The 17,535-nt window shown below is 74.3% G+C and carries 13 protein-coding genes; 9 read left to right on the top strand and 4 right to left on the bottom strand.

Annotation, left to right across the window (positions count from 1 at the left end):
• The first annotated feature begins 1,243 nt into the window (after positions 1-1,243).
• On the top strand, positions 1,244-2,332 hold the full coding sequence (locus ACA514_RS34475; RefSeq protein ID WP_375045454.1) for an LLM class flavin-dependent oxidoreductase: 1,089 nt from the start codon (positions 1,244-1,246) through the stop codon (positions 2,330-2,332).
• Between the two features lie 13 nt (positions 2,333-2,345).
• The gene (locus ACA514_RS34480) at positions 2,346-3,722 is read left to right on the top strand and encodes an NtaA/DmoA family FMN-dependent monooxygenase (RefSeq protein ID WP_375045455.1); all 1,377 of its coding nucleotides are present in this window, start codon (positions 2,346-2,348) and stop codon (positions 3,720-3,722) included.
• Positions 3,723-3,744: 22 nt separating this feature from the next.
• On the opposite strand, the gene ACA514_RS34485 is transcribed toward ACA514_RS34480, so the two are convergent.
• Positions 3,745-4,614, bottom strand: coding sequence for an MBL fold metallo-hydrolase (locus tag ACA514_RS34485; protein ID WP_375045456.1), 870 nt, complete (start codon positions 4,612-4,614; stop codon positions 3,745-3,747).
• Positions 4,615-4,662: 48 nt separating this feature from the next.
• On the opposite strand from ACA514_RS34485, the gene ACA514_RS34490 reads away from it, so the two are divergent.
• Positions 4,663-5,067 carry a winged helix-turn-helix transcriptional regulator gene (locus ACA514_RS34490; RefSeq protein WP_375045457.1) on the top strand — a complete coding sequence of 135 codons (405 nt, stop codon included), beginning with the start codon at positions 4,663-4,665 and terminating at the stop codon, positions 5,065-5,067.
• A gap of 35 nt (positions 5,068-5,102) precedes the next feature.
• On the opposite strand, the gene ACA514_RS34495 is transcribed toward ACA514_RS34490, so the two are convergent.
• On the bottom strand, positions 5,103-7,211 hold the full coding sequence (locus ACA514_RS34495; protein WP_375045458.1) for a TIGR03564 family F420-dependent LLM class oxidoreductase: 2,109 nt from the start codon (positions 7,209-7,211) through the stop codon (positions 5,103-5,105).
• Positions 7,212-7,389: 178 nt separating this feature from the next.
• On the opposite strand from ACA514_RS34495, the gene ACA514_RS34500 reads away from it, so the two are divergent.
• Together ACA514_RS34500 and rfbH are read left to right on the top strand one after the other, a co-directional pair.
• Positions 7,390-7,896, top strand: a complete 507-nt coding sequence (locus ACA514_RS34500; protein ID WP_375045459.1) for a GNAT family N-acetyltransferase — start codon at positions 7,390-7,392, stop codon at positions 7,894-7,896.
• Positions 7,897-8,042: 146 nt separating this feature from the next.
• Positions 8,043-9,347: a lipopolysaccharide biosynthesis protein RfbH gene (rfbH, locus tag ACA514_RS34505; RefSeq protein WP_375045460.1), complete on the top strand. Its 1,305-nt coding sequence runs from the start codon at positions 8,043-8,045 to the stop codon at positions 9,345-9,347.
• A gap of 6 nt (positions 9,348-9,353) precedes the next feature.
• Here the strand turns inward: rfbH and ACA514_RS34510 are convergent, their stop codons facing one another.
• Positions 9,354-9,791 (bottom strand): winged helix-turn-helix transcriptional regulator, encoded by a 438-nt coding sequence (locus ACA514_RS34510; protein ID WP_375045461.1) that lies wholly within the window; start codon positions 9,789-9,791, stop codon positions 9,354-9,356.
• Positions 9,792-9,875: 84 nt separating this feature from the next.
• Positions 9,876-10,895: an LLM class flavin-dependent oxidoreductase gene (locus tag ACA514_RS34515; protein WP_375045462.1), complete on the bottom strand. Its 1,020-nt coding sequence runs from the start codon at positions 10,893-10,895 to the stop codon at positions 9,876-9,878.
• A 200-nt stretch (positions 10,896-11,095) separates the two neighbouring features.
• Between ACA514_RS34515 and ACA514_RS34520 the strand changes: the two genes are divergently transcribed.
• The 4 genes from ACA514_RS34520 to ACA514_RS34535 all read left to right on the top strand — a co-directional run bounded on the left by ACA514_RS34520 (position 11,096) and on the right by ACA514_RS34535 (position 17,518).
• The gene (locus ACA514_RS34520; protein WP_375045463.1) at positions 11,096-13,849 is read left to right on the top strand and encodes a family 78 glycoside hydrolase catalytic domain; all 2,754 of its coding nucleotides are present in this window, start codon (positions 11,096-11,098) and stop codon (positions 13,847-13,849) included.
• Positions 13,850-13,946: 97 nt separating this feature from the next.
• Positions 13,947-14,927 carry an ABC transporter permease gene (locus tag ACA514_RS34525; protein ID WP_375045464.1) on the top strand — a complete coding sequence of 327 codons (981 nt, stop codon included), beginning with the start codon at positions 13,947-13,949 and terminating at the stop codon, positions 14,925-14,927.
• Positions 14,928-15,839, top strand: a complete 912-nt coding sequence (locus ACA514_RS34530; protein WP_375045465.1) for an ABC transporter permease — start codon at positions 14,928-14,930, stop codon at positions 15,837-15,839.
• Positions 15,836-17,518, top strand: a complete 1,683-nt coding sequence (locus ACA514_RS34535; protein WP_375045466.1) for a dipeptide ABC transporter ATP-binding protein — start codon at positions 15,836-15,838, stop codon at positions 17,516-17,518. Before ACA514_RS34530 ends, ACA514_RS34535 begins: the two co-directional genes overlap by 4 nt.
• Positions 17,519-17,535: the final 17 nt, after the last annotated feature.

Genomic DNA, 17,535 nt, shown 5'->3' on the forward strand with positions numbered 1-17,535 from the left:
GGGTGGGTGGGGGTGGGGGCGCGGGTAGTGGACGGCGAGGCGCTCACGGGTGCGTGGCTGGCGCGGGACGGAGACGCGGCAGGTGCTGCCTTGGTCTTCTCCGGCGAGGACCCGCAGGAGGCCAAGGCCAGCCACTGAAGTCGGGAGGGGCGTCGAGCCGCGCTTATCCAGGGTCCTGCTCGGTGCATGCTTGACATTTTCCTGTAGTCGTGGGTATAGAAAAGTTGTATCGGTCGTTGACCTGGCGACGCTGGCAGAGGTTCCAGGGGAGTGATCGAAATGGTGGGCGTTGCCCCGACATGGGTGCCGCGGCGGGTCGGCCGCGAGTTCGCGGAGCTGATCTGCGCCGACGACCAGTGGCTGCGCGAGGAGTTCGACGCCCTGATCGCGGCGAGTTATGGCGCGCCACCCGCCCGGCCGGGGCCGCCCGCGCCTCCCGCTACTCCGCCGACCGGGCGACCGTGGCGATATCGGGTGCCCCAGGTCCCTGCCCGGGCATCGGGCCGGGACCTGGCCACCGCCACCGGCAGCACGATCCGGCGTCAACGTTCACCTCCGCCGATCACGTCCCAGGTCGATGGTGGCGCCGTCATCCTGGAGGCCGGCTTCCCGCGACGTCGGCCGTGACGCACCCGGCGGCGCCGCCCGCGCCCTCGGCGCAGCGACTCCAGGCAAAAGGCAGCACGGCACCGAGCGGGCGGGTGCGGCCGGTGTGCTCGTTCCGCCCGCCTGGCGCTGGTCTGGTCGCCGACAGAGTGGCGATGGGAAGGAGGGACAGCAGCAAGACAGTCTCGCTCTGCGTCAGCACATCCAGCCAGGCCGGCGGATTCCCTCCCTCAGTGTCTCGCCGGCCTGGCTGGTGTCATTCCTGGCCAGGCCGTCGCATCGGCTCCCATCGGGCAGGAGGTGATCGCCCTCGTGCTCAGCACTCAGTTCGATCACTGCCGCAATGACGCCTGGATGTCGGAACCGGGCACGCGCTTCACTCGCGCGGCTCCCGCCCCCGCCGAGCAGCGAAATCACCTTGACCGCGACCCGCCGGTCCAGCGTCTCGTTTTGGACACTCAAACCAAACGTTGGCGCATGCCTCCTCCGTGTGGGGTCGCCGAAGATCGCCAGGGTGTCTTATTTCCTACTTTAACGGTAGGTATTGACGATAACCTTGGGTGGTGCCTATGTTCGCGGCACAGGTGCGGGGCCGCCGGCGGAGGACGGGCCCCGACCGCGAGCCGGAAGGTGACGCATGAGGGAACCCCGCCTGCCGGCGGCCATCGAACTGGACGGGGACGGCGCTCACCCGGCCGCGTGGCGGTACTCCGGGCGGCGCCCCGGCGCCGTCCTCACCGCGGGCGCGCTGCGCGAGGGCGTCGCCGCCGCGGAGGCGGCCGGGTTCACGCTGGCCACGTTCGACGACACGCCCGTCCCGCCGCACGCGGCCGTCAACGCCGCCGGGCGGCTGGAGGCCGGCACCCGGGCGGCGTTCGCCGCGACGATCACCGAGCGGATCGGACTCGCCCCGGCCCTGCACGCGACGACGACCGAGCCCTTCCATCTCGCCACCCAGCTCGCGAGCCTGGACCACGCCGGCCGCGGCCGGGCGGCATGGCTGGTCGGGGCGGCGAACGACCCGGAGTCGGCGGCGACGATCGGGGCCGCCCCGCTCGCACCGGAGGAGCTGCGGCGGGAGGTGCGCGACGTCGTCGACGCCGCCCGGCTGCTCTGGGACTCCTGGGAGGACGACGCCGTCATCAAGGACGCCGCGACCGGCCGTTTCCTGGACGCCGCACGGGTGCACCACGTCGACTTCGAAGGAGCCCGGTTCACGGTCAAGGGCCCGCTCATCACGCCTCGGCCGCCGCAGGGCCAGGTCGTGGTCCTCGCCCCGGCCGCGCTGGGCCTCGGAGCCCGCGCCGACATCGCCCTGGTCGGCGGGCGCGACACCGCCGCGCTCCGCGAACGCGCGGCGGCGGCCAGGAAGGCCGGCGCCCCGCTGGCGTTCGCCGAGATCGAGGTCGTCCTGGCCGAGACCGACGCGTCCGCCGCCGGACGCGCCGCCCAACTGGAGGAGGCCGCGGCCTGGCCGGACACCGGCCGGTTCCGGTACGTGGGCTCCGCCGTCGGGTTCGCCGGCCTGCTGCGGTCGCTGGCCGGGGACGTGGACGGGGTGCGGCTGCACCCGGCCGTCCTCGCCGCCGACCTGCCCCTGCTCGCCGAGCACGTGCTGCCCGCCCTGGAGGCGGCCGGACTGCACCGTCCGCCCGCGCCGGGCGCGACGCTGCGGGAGTCCCTCGGCCTGCCCCGTCCCGCGAACAGGTTCACCGCCGCCTCCTGAGGAGAACCCGACCATGACCGAAGCCTCCACGGGCGCCCCCTACGACCCGCACGCCCGCGTGCACCTCGGCGTCTTCTACACCGGTGTGGGCCCGCAGCTCGTTTGGAACGATCCGTCCGCCGCCGACCACGTCGCGATCGAGACCTTCACCGGCGTCGCCCGGCTGCTGGAGCGCGGCCTGTTCGACGCGTTCTTCCTCGGCGAGGGACTGCGCGTGCGGGAGAACCGGGGCCGCGTCCACGACCAGGACGTGGCGGGCCGCCCCGACGCGATCACGCAGCTGTCCGCGCTCGCCGCGGTCACCGAGCGGATCGGGCTGGTCGCCACCCAGAACACCACGTACAACTTCCCGGCCGACCTGGCCCGCCGGCTCGCGAGCCTGGACCTGCTGTCAGACGGCCGCGCCGGCTGGAACATCGTCACCACCGACAACGCCTGGACGGGCGCGAACTTCCGCCACGGCGGGTGGCTGGAGCACGAGCGCCGCTACGACAGGGCCGGCCAGTTCGTCGACGCGGTCACCGCGCTGTGGGGCGCATGGGACCCGGCCGCCGTCGCAGACACCGGGGAGGCGAAGAGCTGGGCCCGCCCCGGCTCCATCGGCGAGGTCGCCCGAAGCACCGACCTGGTCGACCTCCGTGCCGTCGCGACGGTCCCCGCGAGCCGGCAGGGCCGGCCGGTGCTCTTCCAGGCCGGCGACTCCGCCGGGGGCCGGGAGCTCGCCGCGTCCCGCGCCGACGTGGTGTTCTCGGCGAACACCCAGTACGACAAGGCCGTCGCCTACGCCGCCGACCTGCGCGAACGGCTGGCCAGGCACGGGCGCCCGGCCGACTCGCTGCGGATCCTGCCCGGCGCCTCCGTCGTCCTCGGCGACACACCGGACGAGGCCCGCGAGCGGGCCCGCTGGGTGCGCGAGGAGCAGATGTCGGCACCGCGCGCGATCACGTTCTTCGAGCAGTACTGGGGGACGGACCTGTCCGGCTACGACCCGCACGGGCCGCTTCCCGACATCGAGCCCGTCGAGGGCGAACTCGACCCGTCCCGCGGCACCATCCCCATCGAGCGGCGCACCGGCAAGCTGGCGCTGATCGCCGGATGGCGCGAGCAGGCCGAGCAGCGCGGCCTGTCGATGCTGGAGCTGGCGCGGGAGGTCGCGCCCGGCCACCCGGCCTTCGTCGGCACGCCGTCGCAGATCGCCGACGAATGGGTCCGCTATGTCCGCACCCGTGCCGCCGACGGGTTCAACATCACCCCGTATCTGATCCCCTCCGCGCTGGAGGACATCGTCGACAAGCTGGTCCCCGAACTGCAGGAACGTGGCGCGTACCGCACCGCGTACGAGGGCGAGACCCTGCGCGAGCACCTGGCCCTGCCGCCGCTGAATCCGTAGGGAGGCTCCCGGACGCCGGCGGTCAGGCGACCCAGCGGCGGGCCGTGAACCGCGTCCCGTCGCGGCCGATCTCGACGGCGCCCGGCCCGCAGAAATGGGCCGGGACGACGAGCGCGGCGGTGTCCGCGGCCCGTTCGAGGATGCGGCGGCGGGTTCGGGCGGCGGCGGACGGGTCGTGGCAGAAACAGCTGGAGGCGTCCGGTTCCAGAAGCTGGACGGGCGTGTGGAGCAGGTCGCCGACGAACAACGCGCGCTCGCCTTCGGACTCCACGGTGAGCACCCCGTGCCCGGGCGTGTGCCCGGGTGCGAGGTCGAGCCGCAGGTTCTCGTCGATGATGAAGTGGTCGTCCCAGACGACCGCCTGCCCCGAGCGCAGCACCGGCTCCACCGACCGGGCATGGACGGCGGCGCTGCGCCCGGGCTCCTCCACCAGCGTGTCCGGGGCGAAGAAGGCGAGGTCGGGGGCGGAGAAGAGGTACCGGGCCCGGGTGAAGAACGGTACGTGGCCGCCGTCGTCCTCGCGGGTGTTCCAGCCGACGTGGTCGGCGTGCAGATGGGTGCACACCACGAGGTCGATGTCGCCGGGGGCCACGCCCGCGGCGGCGAGCGCCGCCGGCAGGTCGCCGCCGGCGGGCACGCCCTCCTGGCGGGGGCCGGGGGCAAGGCCGGTGTCGATGAGGACCGTGCGCCCGGCACTGCGCAGCAGCCAGCTGTGGACGGAGATGCGAACGCGGCCGGAGCCGGGGTCCCAGTGGTCGGGAGCGAGCCAGGCGCGGTTCGCCTCCCAGACGCCGGGGCCGGTACCGGGGAGCAGTGCGGCGGGGGTCAGGGGCAGGTTCTCGAAGTGCGGGATCCGGGTCACCGAGACCGCGCCGATGTCGAACGTGTGCATACGCTGATCTTCGTGACGATCCCGGCGCGACCGGAAGAAGGAACTTTCATGTCCACTGACGTGCCGTCCGCCCGCCCGGCGACGTCCGGAGGGGGGACGCGCGGGCTCGTCGTCACCGCCGCCGAGTACGGCGCCTGCCCGGTGACGGCCGTCCTGCGGCGGGTCGGCGACAGGTGGAGCCCCGCGGTCATCCGGCTGCTCGCCGACCGGCCGCACGGCTTCAACGAACTGGACCGCGCCATCGAGGGGATCAGCCGCCGCGTGCTCACCCGCACCCTGCGGACGCTGGAGGCCGATGGGCTCGTGAGCCGGACTCCGGCCCCCGGCAGGGCGGGCCGTGTGGAGTATGCGCTGACCGCGGTCGGAGCGTCGCTGCGCGAGCAGCTCGCGGCGCTGGGCCGGTGGGCCGCCGAGCACGCCGCCGAGCTGCGCACGACCCCGCCGGAAGGCTGACGCGCAGCCCGCTCATTCGGCCGTGGCGCGCCTGCTCATTCGGCCGCGGCGCCGCCTGCGAGGTCGCCGAGGAGGCCCCAGGTCCTGGCCTGGTCGGCCGGCCCCGTGAGGCCGGTCTGGGAAAAGACGACCTCGGTCGCGCCGGCGTCGAAGTAGCGCCGGACCTCGGCGGCGACGGTCTCCTCGTCGCCCGCGACGAAGAGCTCCGCCGCCTTGGAGGCGCCTTCGAGCGCGACGACCCGCTGGTAGGAGGGAATCCGGTCGTAGAAGGCGAGCTGCTCGTCGGCGGCTTTCCGCGCGGTGTCGACGTCGCCGGTCACCAGCCCGGGGACCAGGGCGACGACGCGGGGTGCCGGACGTCCGGCGCGTGCGGCGGCCGCGGTGACGGCCGGGACGATGTGCTCGCCGAGGGCTCGCGGACCGGCCAGGAAGGGGAGCGTGCCGTCGCCCAGTTCGCCGGTGACGCGCAGGGCCTGCGGGCCCATCGCGGCGACCAGCAGCGGCACCGCGGGCTCCGCGCCCGGCAGGGTCGTCGGCATCGGTGGCGCGGCCGTCAGCGTCTCGCCCCGGAAGTCCGCGGTGCCGGTCTCGGCCAGGGAGCGCAGCACCGTGAGGAACTCGGCCAGCCGGGTGACGGGCCGGTCGTGCGGCACGCCGAACACCGGCTCGACGAACGTCCTGGCCCCGAGCGCGAGTCCCAGGGTGAACCGGCCGTGCGTCGCGGCCTGGGAGGTCTGCGCCTGGCTCGCGACCAGGATCGGGTGCCGCGCGAAGATCGGCACGGCGGACGTCCCGACGGCCAGTCCGGGCGCCTCGCGGCCCACCAGGCCCGCCAGCGCGACCGCGTCGTAGTCGAACCGCTGCCCGAGCCAGACGGAACCCAGCCCCGCGGCTTCGGCCCGTTTCGCCGCCGCGACCACGTCGTCCACCGCGTTGCCGGTCTCACCTGGGTTGAGCACCACTCCGATCGTCATGTCGGCGGCAACCCGGGAGGAAGCCGCACTATTCCCGCCGGAATACTCGGAATCTCTCCGGTGCGGCGCGCTCGCCCGACGCCGCGTCGGCGATGATCCGGCCGAGCAGCGGCGCGAACTTGGCGCCGTGCCCCGAGCAGGGCGAGGCGACGGTAACCCGTCCACGCCGTCGACCACGAAATCCTCGGTCGGCGTGTTGGTGAAGAGGCAGGTCGTCTCGGCGTACGGCTCGGGGACGAGGCCGGGCAGGGTCCGCCGGACGTACGCGACGATCCGGGCGCGGTTGGCGGGGTCGATGCCACCGTTCCGCACCGCCGCGCTGCGGATCGGCCGCCCGCCGTTGTACTCCGCCACCTTCAGGCCGTTCCGGCCGTCCGGGAGGACGGCGTCGCGCCCGCCCGGCAGGCCGTAGACCAGCATGGCCCCGGTGTCGTGGATGAACGTCGGCCACGGCCCGCCCGGCTCGGCGCGGTAGGGGAAGTGGTAGGCGTTCTCCCGCATCACCCGCAGCGGCGGGAACGCGGCCAGGAAGGACTCCGGCAGGGCGAGGCCGCCGAGCAGGTCGGGGAGCCAGCCGCCGGCGGCGACGACGACCTTCTCGGCCTCCTCGGTGCGCCCGTCCGATCCGACCACCCGGAGGCCGGCGCGCACGCGCTCGACCGAGGCCACCGGCCAGCCGGTCTCGACGCGGGCGCCGTCGGCCCGCGCCAGCCGCAGCATGGCCGAGACCGCGGACTCCGCGTCGATCACACCGGCGGCCGGGTGCCACAGCACGCCCGCGTCGCCGCCGCCGAAGTCGAACTGCGGCCAGCGCGCGGAGGCCGCGGCGGCGGTGAGCAGTTCGTGCTCGACGCCGACCTCCTCGAACACGGCCGCCAGCGCGCCCGGGGCCCGGCCGGCTCCGAAGTCCACCGACCCCGTCGGGCTGATGAGCCGCTCGCCGGCGAGGCGCTCGAGCTCCTCCCACTCGTCCCGCGCGTCGACGACGAGCCGGGCGTAGAACGGGTCGGGGTAGGCGTAGCGGAGGATGCGGGCGGACCCGTGCGAGCTGCCCTCGCCGTTGGCCGGCGTGGAGCGTTCCAGCACGGTGACCGCGTGGCCGCGCCGGGCCAGTTGCCAGGCGGTCGCGGCGCCGGTGAGGCCGGCCCCGACGACGATGTGGGTGCTCATCGGGCTTCCCTTTCCTTGGCGAGCGCCTCGGTCGGCGGACCGCCGGCCCGATCACGGCCACGATGCCAGAAGGCGGCTCCCGGCCGTGCCGCGGGCTCCCGGTGAAGCCCGCCGCGGCCGGAGTGCCCTAATATCCCTTCTCAATAGGTCGAAAAAGTAGACATTGGTGGGGATGCCGATGCGAAGGGCGGATGACCGGGGTTTCGAGGTTCGCGCCACCGAATGGGACGATCCCGTCGCCGCGACCCTCCGGGACGCGATGCAGGCGGAGATGGAGAGCCGGTACGCCGACCGGGTCGCGAAGATCCTCGCCGCGGCGGCGGCCCCGGAGCGGAAGGCGGACGGCACGCTCGGCGTCGAGGCCGAGCAGGTGGTGTACGTCGGCGTCGCCTATGCCGGCGGAACCGGAGTCGGCCACATCGCGCTGCGGCGATACGGCGGCGACGTCGAGTTGAAACGGATGTACGTGGCGCCCGCGCATCGCGGTTCGGGAGTCGCCGCCGCGCTGCTGGCGGCGGCGGAGAGGGCCGCCCGATCCCTCGGGGCGTCCCGTGTCGTCCTGCAGACGGGGGACCGGCAGCCGGACGCCGTCCGGCTGTACGAGCGCGAGGGCTACACCCGCATTCCCGTTTTTCCGCCGTACGAGTGGCTGACTTTCTCGATCTGCATGGAGAAGTCCCTCTGACCGCAGCCGGTCATATTGCCGTCTCCCCGCGATTCGCCGTTCGCGGTTCGTCCGGATGTTGAGGGGGGCCTACAGGGGGCGCGGTCGTGCGGTGCGTTGCTTTGATGGGCGAGGAGCGTGCTTCATGGCGCCGCCTGGAGGCGATAATGGGTGACTCCCAGGACCTGATCCTGGAACTGGTCCGCGAATACCACCGCGAAAAGGAACGGAGCCGGCGCTTCGTACCGGGCGAGACTCTCGTGATGCCCTCGGGCGCCGACCTGAACGAGGACGACCGGGCCGCGCTGGTCGAGGCCGCGCTCAACCTGCGCATCGCCGCGGGTCCGAGCGCCCTGGCACTGGAGCGGGAGCTGGGGCGGACCCTGCGGCGCCGCAAGGTCCATCTGACCAACTCGGGGTCGTCGGCCAACCTGCTGGCGCTGACCGCGCTGACGCAGCCGGAGATCGGCGCCGCCCGGCTGAAACCGGGCGACGAGATCGTCACGGTCGCGGCGGGATTCCCCACGACGGTCAACCCGATCCTGCAGAACCAGATGGTGCCGGTCTTCGTCGACGTCGAGCTCGGCACCTACAACACCACGGCCGAGCGGGTCGCCGAGGCGATCGGCCCCCGCACCCGCGGCATCATGATCGCGCACGCGCTGGGCAACCCCTTCCCGGCGGCGGAGGTGGCCGAGCTGGCCGCCGAGCACGGGCTCTTCTTCGTCGAGGACAACTGCGACGGCGTCGACGCCAGGTACCGGGGGCGGCCGACCGGGACGTTCGGCGACTTCAGCACCGTGAGCTTCTATCCCGCCCATCACCTGACCATGGGCGAGGGCGGCTGCGTCACCACCGACCGGCCGAGGCTCGCGCGGATCGTGGAGTCGCTGCGCGACTGGGGCCGGGACTGCTGGTGCGAGCCGGGGGACTGCGACAGCTGCGGGAAGCGCTACACCCAGCAGTTCGGCGACCTGCCGTACGGCTACGACCACAAGTACACGTTCTCGCACGTGGGCTACAACCTGAAGACGACGGATCTGCAGGCGGCGCTGGGCCTCTCGCAGCTCAGGCGGCTGCCGGAGTTCGGCGCCGCCCGGCGGCGCAACTGGCGGCGGCTGCGCGAGGGCCTGGACGGCCTGCCGGGCCTGCTCCTGCCCGAGCCCACGCCCGGCAGCGACCCGAGCTGGTTCGGCTTCGTCATCACCGTCACCGCCGACGCGCCGTTCGACCGGGACGAGATCGTCGCCCACCTGGAGGACCGGCGGATCGGCACCCGGATGCTGTTCGCCGGCAACCTGACCCGGCAGCCCGCCTACCGGGGCAGGGAGTACCGGGTGTCGGGAAGTCTCGGCAACAGCGACGTCATCACCGCGCGGACCTTCTGGATCGGGGTCTTCCCCGGCCTCACCGACGAGATGATCGACTACGTGATCGGCACGATCAGGGAGTTCGTCACGAGCCGGCGGTAGCCCGGATCACGGCCGCGGCCCGGCGGGGGTCCGGGTCGCGGCCGCGCCGTGGTCCTCGTGCCGGGCGGTCTCGTCGCCGTCGTAGGCGGCGCGGGCCGCCGCGATCTTCGCGTGGTTGTTCTCCGCCCAGGCCGACAGGGCGCGGGTGGAGGCGAACAGCTCCTCGGCGAGCGCCGTGGCGGTGTACTCGACCTGCGGGGGCACGGTGGGGTGGACGGTGCGGGTGATGAGCCCGTCGCGCTCCAGCGTGCGCAGCGTGAGGGTGAGCATGCGGCGGCTGATGCCGGGGATCGAGCGGTGCAGTTCGGCGAACCGGATGGGCCCGTCGCTCGCGGCCGCGATGATCGCGATTCCCCACTTGCTGCCGACCCGGTCGAGGGCGTCGCGGAACGCCGCGCACGTGTCCGGTTCGACGTCGTCGGGCAGCCGGGCTCCTGCTGTCATCGGGCTCCCTTCCCCGGTGCGGACGACTCAGCGTCGCACGCGCCCGTCCGGGCGGGCAACCGAACCCCGCCGGGCAGGGGTGGGTCAGGGGGGCGGGTCGGGGAGCGCGGTGCGCAGGGCCGGCGCCACCTCGGTCGCGAACAGGTCGAGGGACGTCCGGTGGTCCTGCTCGGACAGGCCGTCGGGGTCGACGCTGACCACGGTGAGCGAATGGCCGAAGACCGCGTGCTGGCGGTGCACCTTGTCGATCACCTGCTCGGGGCTGCCGATGAGCGCCGGCGAGCGCGCGGCGAACTCCTCCACGGTGGGGAACGCCGGCCGGGCCCCGATGCCGCGCTGCATCGCGATCAGGCGCTCGTAGGCGGGACGGTACGCGTCGACCGCCGCCTGCGAGGTCTTGGCCACCAGGAACCCGGGCGTGCCCGCGCCGGTGAAGAGCCGGTCGGCGGGACGGCCGCGCCGCGCCCATTCGGCGCGGTAGTGCTCGACGAGCGGGCGGGCGCTCTCGCTGGACAGGCCGGCGTTGGAGAACACCACGGGGTCGCCGTACTCGGCGGCGAGGGCCACCGACTCCGGTGACGACGAACTCCCGTGCCAGATCCTGGGGCGGCCGCGCAGCGGCCGGGGGAGGGTGCGCACACCGTCCAGGCGCGGCCGCCGTCCCGCCGGCCACGAGACCTCGTCCCTGGTCCACAGCTCGTGCAGGAGCCGGAAGTTGTCCGCGAGGGCGGGGCGCTGCTCGTCGGGCGCCAGGCCGAACATCGCGCCGCCCGGCCCGGCGCCCTTGCCGACGATCAGCTCCAGCCGTCCGCCGGACAGCTGGTCCAGGGTCGCGTAGTCCTCGGCGACGCGCACCGGGTCGAGCATCGACAGCAGGGTCACGCCGGTGAACAGCCGGATCCCGCCGGTCAGCGCCGCGACGTGGGCCAGGACGACCGGAGGGGCGCTGGAAAGGAACGGCCAGTGGTGGCGTTCGCCGACACCGAAGCCGTCGAAGCCGAGCTCCTCCATGTACCGGGCCGTGGCGACCGTGCGGGCGAAGCTCGCCCGCGTCGCGGCGGGCTCGTCCGCGCCCGCGGAATCCAGGAAACGGATGGGAGCCACCCCGAAGAACTTCACGATCGGTACCGCCGTATTCCCATTCGTCCGTGCCGCGATTCCGTTGAAGGCGGATCGCCTTTCTCCAGTCGCCAAACGTAGGCGGTGGGGGACGGCACCGGAAGAAGGAACATTGCTGTTACCACCCTGTCCCGTGTTTTCCTTGGCACAGCTGCGATCCGAAATGGTCCGAAACGGGGTGAGGTGTGTCCGCACCGACCGATCTGCGGCTGGAGCACCGGCCCGCGCCGCTGGGGCTGACCGAACGGTCGCCCCGGCTGAGCTGGCGGCTGCCGCCCGGAACCCGGACGCAGCGGGCCTACCGGATCCGCGGCCTGGCTGGCGACCGGCCGTGGGACACCGGATGGGTCGCCTCGGACCGCAGCCTGTTCGTCCCCTATGGCGGCCCGCCGCTCGCGTCGCGGGAGCCCGTGCGATGCGCGGTGCGGGTTCGCACCGACGCCGGGGCCAGTGCCTGGTCGGAGCCGGCCGGCTGGGAGATGGGCCTCCTCGATCCGGACGACTGGCGCGCCGAGTGGATCGGGCCCGCGGAGGACGAGGTGCCGCCGGCGGGCTTCCGCCCCGGCTACCTGCTGCGCGGCGAGTTCACCGTCGAGCGCCCGGTCGTCCGGGCGCGGGTGTACGCCACCGCGCACGGCGTGTACGAGCTGTTCCTCAACGGCGAGCGGGTCGGGGACGCCGAGTTCGCCCCCGGCTTCACCGCCTACCGCGACCACTTGCACGTGCAGGCGTACGACGTGACCGCGGCGGTCCGCGCCGGCGCCAACGTGCTCGGCGCGGTTCTCAGCGACGGCTGGTTCCGCGGCCGGACGTCCTACCACCGCCTTCCGGACGGCTTCGGCGACCGCACCGCGCTCCTGGTCCAGTTGCACGCCGACCACGAGGACGGGACCTCGACGGTGGCGGGGACGGGCCCGCACTGGCGGTCGGCGGTCGGGGCCGTCAAGGCGGCCGACTTCTTCGACGGCGTCGCCGCCGACCTCCGCGACGAGCCGGCCGGGTGGAGCGGTCCCGGGCCGGTCGAAGGCGGCTGGGCGCCGGTCGCGGCGCGCGAGCGTCCGACGGCCCGGCTGGTCTCCTCGCCCGCTCCGCCGGTGCGGCGGCTCCAGGAACTGCGGCCGGTCGCGATCACTCGCCCGGCCCCGGACCGGCACGTCATCGACTTCGGCCAGAACCTCGGGGGCTGGGTGCGGCTGGCCGACACCGGGCCGCGGGGCACGTTGCTGTCGCTGACCCACGCCGAGGCGCTCACCCCCGACGGCACCGACGTCAACACCGCCAGCGGGCAGGCCACCCTGCACTGGTACGCGCCGGCGCGCGGGATCCAGACCGACCGCGTGGTCTCCGCCGGCCCGGACGGCCCCGCCTTCGAGCCCCGGCACACCCGGCACGGCTTCCGCTACCTGCGCGTGGACGGGCATCCCGGCCCGATCACCGCCGACGGCGTGACGGCGGTCGCGGTGAGCTCCGACCTGCCCCGCACGGGCTGGTTCCGATGCAGCGACGACCGGCTCGACCGGCTCCACGAGATCGCCTACTGGACCTACCGCAACCAGGCGTGCGAGGTCCCGACGGCCGAGATCACCCGCGAGCTCGCCGGCTGGACCGACTTCGGGTGGAACATCCGGGGCGCCCGGCTGCTGAACGACGTGTCGGGGCTGAGCGCCAAGTGGCTGGCGGACCTCGCCGCCGACCAGTGGCCCGACGGGACGGTGCGCAACTACGCGCCCGACCCCCTGGGCCCGCGCAGCCTGACGGCGCGGTTCGCCATCCCGCACGGGCAGGCGGGCTTCGGCGACGCGGCCGTGGTGGTGCCCTGGGAGACGTGGCGGGCCTACGGCGACGACGGCCTGCTGGAGCGGCAGTACCCGTCGATGACCGCGTGGGTCGACCGCGTGGCCCGGATCGCCCGGGAGCGCAGGCACCCGGACCGGCGCGCGGTGCGACCCGTCCCGGCGCCGCACGAGGAGTTCCTCTGGGACACCGGCTACCACTTCGGCGAGCACCTCGAACCGGCGCCGCCGCAGCGCCCGGTGTCGCCCCGGCGCCCGGCTTCGCTGGGCGGACGCCGGACCACCTGGGCCACCGATCTGGACTCCTTCACCGCCGCCGTGGTGGAGGAGATGGAGGCCCGCGACCACGCGGCCTTCGCGACCGCCTACTTTCACCGGTCGGCCCGGCTGCTGTCCCGGATCGCGGACGTCCTCGGCCGGACCGGGGACGCCCAACGGTACGGGCGCCTCGCCGACAACGTGCGCGGCGCGTGGCAGGCCGAGTTCATCACCGCCGACGGGCGGCTGGCCTGCGACACCCAGGCCACGCATCTGCGGGCGCTCGCCTACGACCTGGTCCCCGAGGCGCTGCGGGCACGGACCGCGGACCGGCTGGCGGAACTGATCCGCGCCGCGGGCACGCGGCCCGGCACGGGGCTGCCGACGACGCATCTGCTGCTGCCCGTCCTCGCCGAGAACGGCCACCTCGACCTCGCCTACGAGTTGCTGCTGCGCAGCGGGCCACGGTCCTGGATGTCGGTGATCGACAACGGCGGCACCACGTTCTGGGAGACCTGGGACGGCATCGCCCCGAGCGGCGCCACGATGCTGGCGCTGAACATGCCGACGCGGGCGAGCGTCGTGGAGTTCCTGCACGGCCACGTCGCCGGCGTGCGGCTCGACCCCGAGGTGCCCGCCTACCGGCGGTTCCGGGTCGAGCCGCAGCCGGGCGGCGGCCTCACCTGGGCCGAGCTGAAATACGACTGCCCCTACGGGCGGATCGAGGCCGCGTGGCGCGCCGAGCGGGGCCGGTTCTCACTGGAGGTCACGGTCCCGCCCGGCACGACCGCCGACGTCGTCCTCCCCGACGGCTCGCGGGCGGAGGCGGGCCCCGGCGCCCACGCGTTCGCCGTCCGGGCCGCGCCCGCCGACTCAGGGGTGGCATAGGGGGGCGCCGAAGGGGATCCGGATCTGCCGTTCACGGCAGCCTGTTGCATCAATCGGAATTGCCGGGTCCACCGGCGGAGGAAGGGCTTGCGGATCGATGGCGCGGTTTCTGGCCGGACGGGTGCTCCAGGGCGTGTTCGTGCTCTGGGCGGCGTACACGCTCTCGTTCGCCGTTCTGTACGCGCTGCCGAGCGATCCGGCCGCGATCGCGGCCGGCGCCGACAACAGCGTCACACCGGAGCAGCTCGCCCAGCTCCGGCATGAGATGGGCCTCGACCGCCCGCTGACGGAGCAGTACCTGAGCAAGCTGGGCGGGGCGCTGCACGGGGACCTCGGACGCTCGCTGCAGTCCGGCGAGCAGGTCACCTCCCTGATCGGGCGGGCGCTCCCGCCGACGCTCGCGGTGGCGGGGGCGGGGCTCGTCCTCGGGGCGCTCCTCGGGACGGGGCTGGCGGTGCTCGCCACCGTGACCGGCTCGCGGTGGCTGCGGCAGACGCTGCTCGGCCTGCCGCCCCTCGGCGTCGCGATCCCGGGTTTCGTCATCGGGCTGGTCCTGCTGCAGTGGCTCTCCTTCACCTGGAACGTGTTCCCCGCCATCGGGGAGGGCGGCCTGCGCGGCCTCGTGCTCCCCGCCGTCACCATCGCCGTCCAGCCCGCGGCCCTCATCGGTCAGGTCCTGGCCAAGAGCATGGGCGACGAACTCGGAAAGGACTACGTGGCCGTCGCGCGCGCCAAGGGCGCGGGACCGTTCCGGGTCAACGTCCGGCACGTCCTGCGCAACGCCGCGCTGCCGACGCTGACCCTCGCCGGGCTGCTCGTGGGCGGGTTGCTGACCGGCGCGATCGTGGTGGAGGCGGTGTTCTCGCGGAACGGCCTCGGCCAGGTCACCCAGGGTGCGGTGGCCGCCGAGGACCTGCCCGTCGTGCAGGGCGTGGTGCTGCTCGGCGCGCTGGTGTTCGTCACCGTCAACCTCGCCGTCGACCTGCTCTACCAGGTCCTCGATCCGCGGCTCGCGGTCGCGCGGCGCCCCGTGGGGCGCTTCACGCTGTTCGGCCTCGCGGGCCGGGGGGTGAGCTGAATGTCGGTCACCGACGTCGCCCTGCCGGCCGGCGAGCGCTTCCCGGAACCCGAGCCCGCGGGACGGCCGCGGACCCCCGCCCGCCTGCTGCGCTCCCTGGCGGGACTCCTGCGCGACCCCGGGCTCGCACTGTCGCTCCTCTGGATCTGCCTCGTCGTGGTCGCGGCCGTCGCCCCGTCGCTGCTCGCCCCGGGCGACCCGCTGGCCGTCGATACCGCCGCGCACCTGCGCGCCCCGTCGCCCGGCCATCCGCTCGGCACCGACCGGCTCGGCCGCGACCTGTTCGGCGAGACGGTGCACGGCACCGGCCGGACGCTGCCGGCGGCGGCGCTGGCGACGGCGATCGGCCTCGGCGCCGGCACGCTGCTCGGCCTGCTGGCCGGGTTCCTGCGCGGCGCCGCCGACCTGGTGATCATGCGCCTGGTCGACGTGCTGCTGGCGATCCCCGGCCTGCTGCTGGCGCTGATGCTGGTCTCGGTGCTCGGCAAGGGCGACACGCTCGACGTCGGCGTCGCCATCGGCGTGGCCGCCATCGCCAGCACGGCGCGGGTGATGCGCGCCGAGGTGCTGCGCGTGTCCGAGAGCGGGTTCGTGGAGGCCGCCCGGACCGGCGGGGCGCGGTGGACGCGCGTCGTGCTCCGGCACGTGCTGCCGAACTCGATGGGGCCGGTGTGGGTGCTGACCCTGCTGCTGTTCGGCGAGGCGATCCTCGGCGTGACCACGCTCAGCTTCCTCGGGTTCGGCGCCCAGCCGCCGACGCCGGAATGGGGCTCGCTGGTGTCCTCCGGGCGCGACTTCCTCGGCAGCGCCTGGTGGCTGTCCCTCCTTCCGGGCGCGGTGGTGGCGCTGACCGTGCTGGCCGCCAACCGGGTCTCGCGCGCCTTCGACGCTGAAAGGACGGGACCGCGATGAGCCCGCGCCTCCTGGAGGTCGAGGACCTGGCGGTGCACTACCGCGTGCGCCACGCGGACGTCCGCGCGGTGGAGTCGGCGAGCTTCGCGGTGGGGGAGGGCGAGACGGTCGCGATCGTCGGCGAGTCCGGGTCGGGCAAGTCCACGACGGCGTACGCGCTGCTCGGCCTGCTCCCGCGGTCGGCCCGCGTCGTACACGGGCGCATCCGCCTCGGCGGCCGGGACCTCGCGGGCCTGCCCGAACGCCGATGGCGCGAACTGCGCGGCCGGGAGATCGCGCTCATCCCGCAGGACCCCGGCACGTCGCTGAACCCGGTGCAGCGGATCGGCGCGCAGGTCGCCGAGGCGCTGCGGCTGTCGGGCGGCGCCGGCCGGCGCACCGCCCGCGCCCGCACCCTGGAACTGCTCGCCGACGCGGGGCTCCCCGATCCCGAGGTCCAGGCGCGGCAGTACCCGTCGCAGCTGTCGGGCGGCATGCGCCAGCGGGCCCTCATCGCGATCGCGATCGCGGCGCGCCCCCGGCTCATCGTGGCCGACGAGCCGACGAGCGCGCTCGACGTCACGGTGCAGCGCCGCATCCTCGACCACATCGCCGGGCTGGTCCGCGAGTCGGGCACCGGCATGCTGCTGATCACCCATGACCTCGGCGTCGCCGCCGAGCGCGCCGACCGCGTCCTGGTGATGCGGTCCGGCGCGATCGTGGAGCAGGGCACGCCCGGCGAGGTGCTGTCCGACCCCCGCGACCCCTACACCCGCTCCCTGATCGACGCGGCGCCCGGCCTCGCCCGGACGCCGCGCGCGCACCGGGTGCGGCTCACCGCGATCCCCGGCGGCGCTGCCGGGGACCCGTTCGCCGAACCGCGCACCGCCGCCGACACGGACGCCGTCGACGCGCAGGAAGGGCCCGTCCTGCGCGTCGACGGGCTGGTCAAGGAGTTCCGGCCGCCCCATTCCGCGGGCCGTCCCGACGCCATCCGGGCCGTCGACGGGGTGAGCTTCACGATCCCCCGCGGCCGGACCTACGGGCTGGTCGGCGAGTCGGGATCGGGGAAGTCCACGACGGCGCGGCTGATCCTCCGGCTGGCCGATCCGACCGGCGGGCGCGTGCTCCTCGGCGAGGAGGACATCACCGGGACGCGGGGCGCCGCGCAGCGGCTGCTGCGCCGCCGGATGCAGATCGTCCAGCAGAACCCGTTCGCGTCGCTGGACCCGCGCCGGTCGGTCGAGCAGATCGTCACCGACCCGCTGGCGTCGTTCGGGCTGGGCTCGCGGGCGCAGCGCCGCGGCCGGGCCAAGGAGCTGGTGGACCTCGTCGCACTCCCGGCCTCGGTACTGGGCCGCCGGCCGGCCGAGCTGTCCGGCGGGCAGCGCCAGCGCGTCGCGATCGCGCGGGCGCTCGTGCTCAACCCCGAGCTCGTCGTGTGCGACGAACCGGTGTCCGCGCTCGACGTCTCCGTGCAGGCGCAGATCCTCGACCTGCTCGCCGCGCTGCAGGCCGGGCTCGGCGTGAGCTACCTGTTCATCTCGCACGATCTGGCGGTGGTCCGGCACATCGCGCACGAGGTCGGCGTCCTGCACCGGGGCCGGCTGGTCGAGTCCGGCCCCACCGAGCAGATCTTCGCGGCGGCGCGGCACGACCACACGCGGGAGCTGCTGGACGCCATCCCCGGCCGCCGCTGACGCGGCCGATCACCACG

It is taken from the genome of Actinomadura sp. NTSP31, assembly GCF_041951385.1.
Classification (GTDB): Bacteria; Actinomycetota; Actinomycetes; order Streptosporangiales; family Streptosporangiaceae; genus Spirillospora; species Spirillospora napierensis.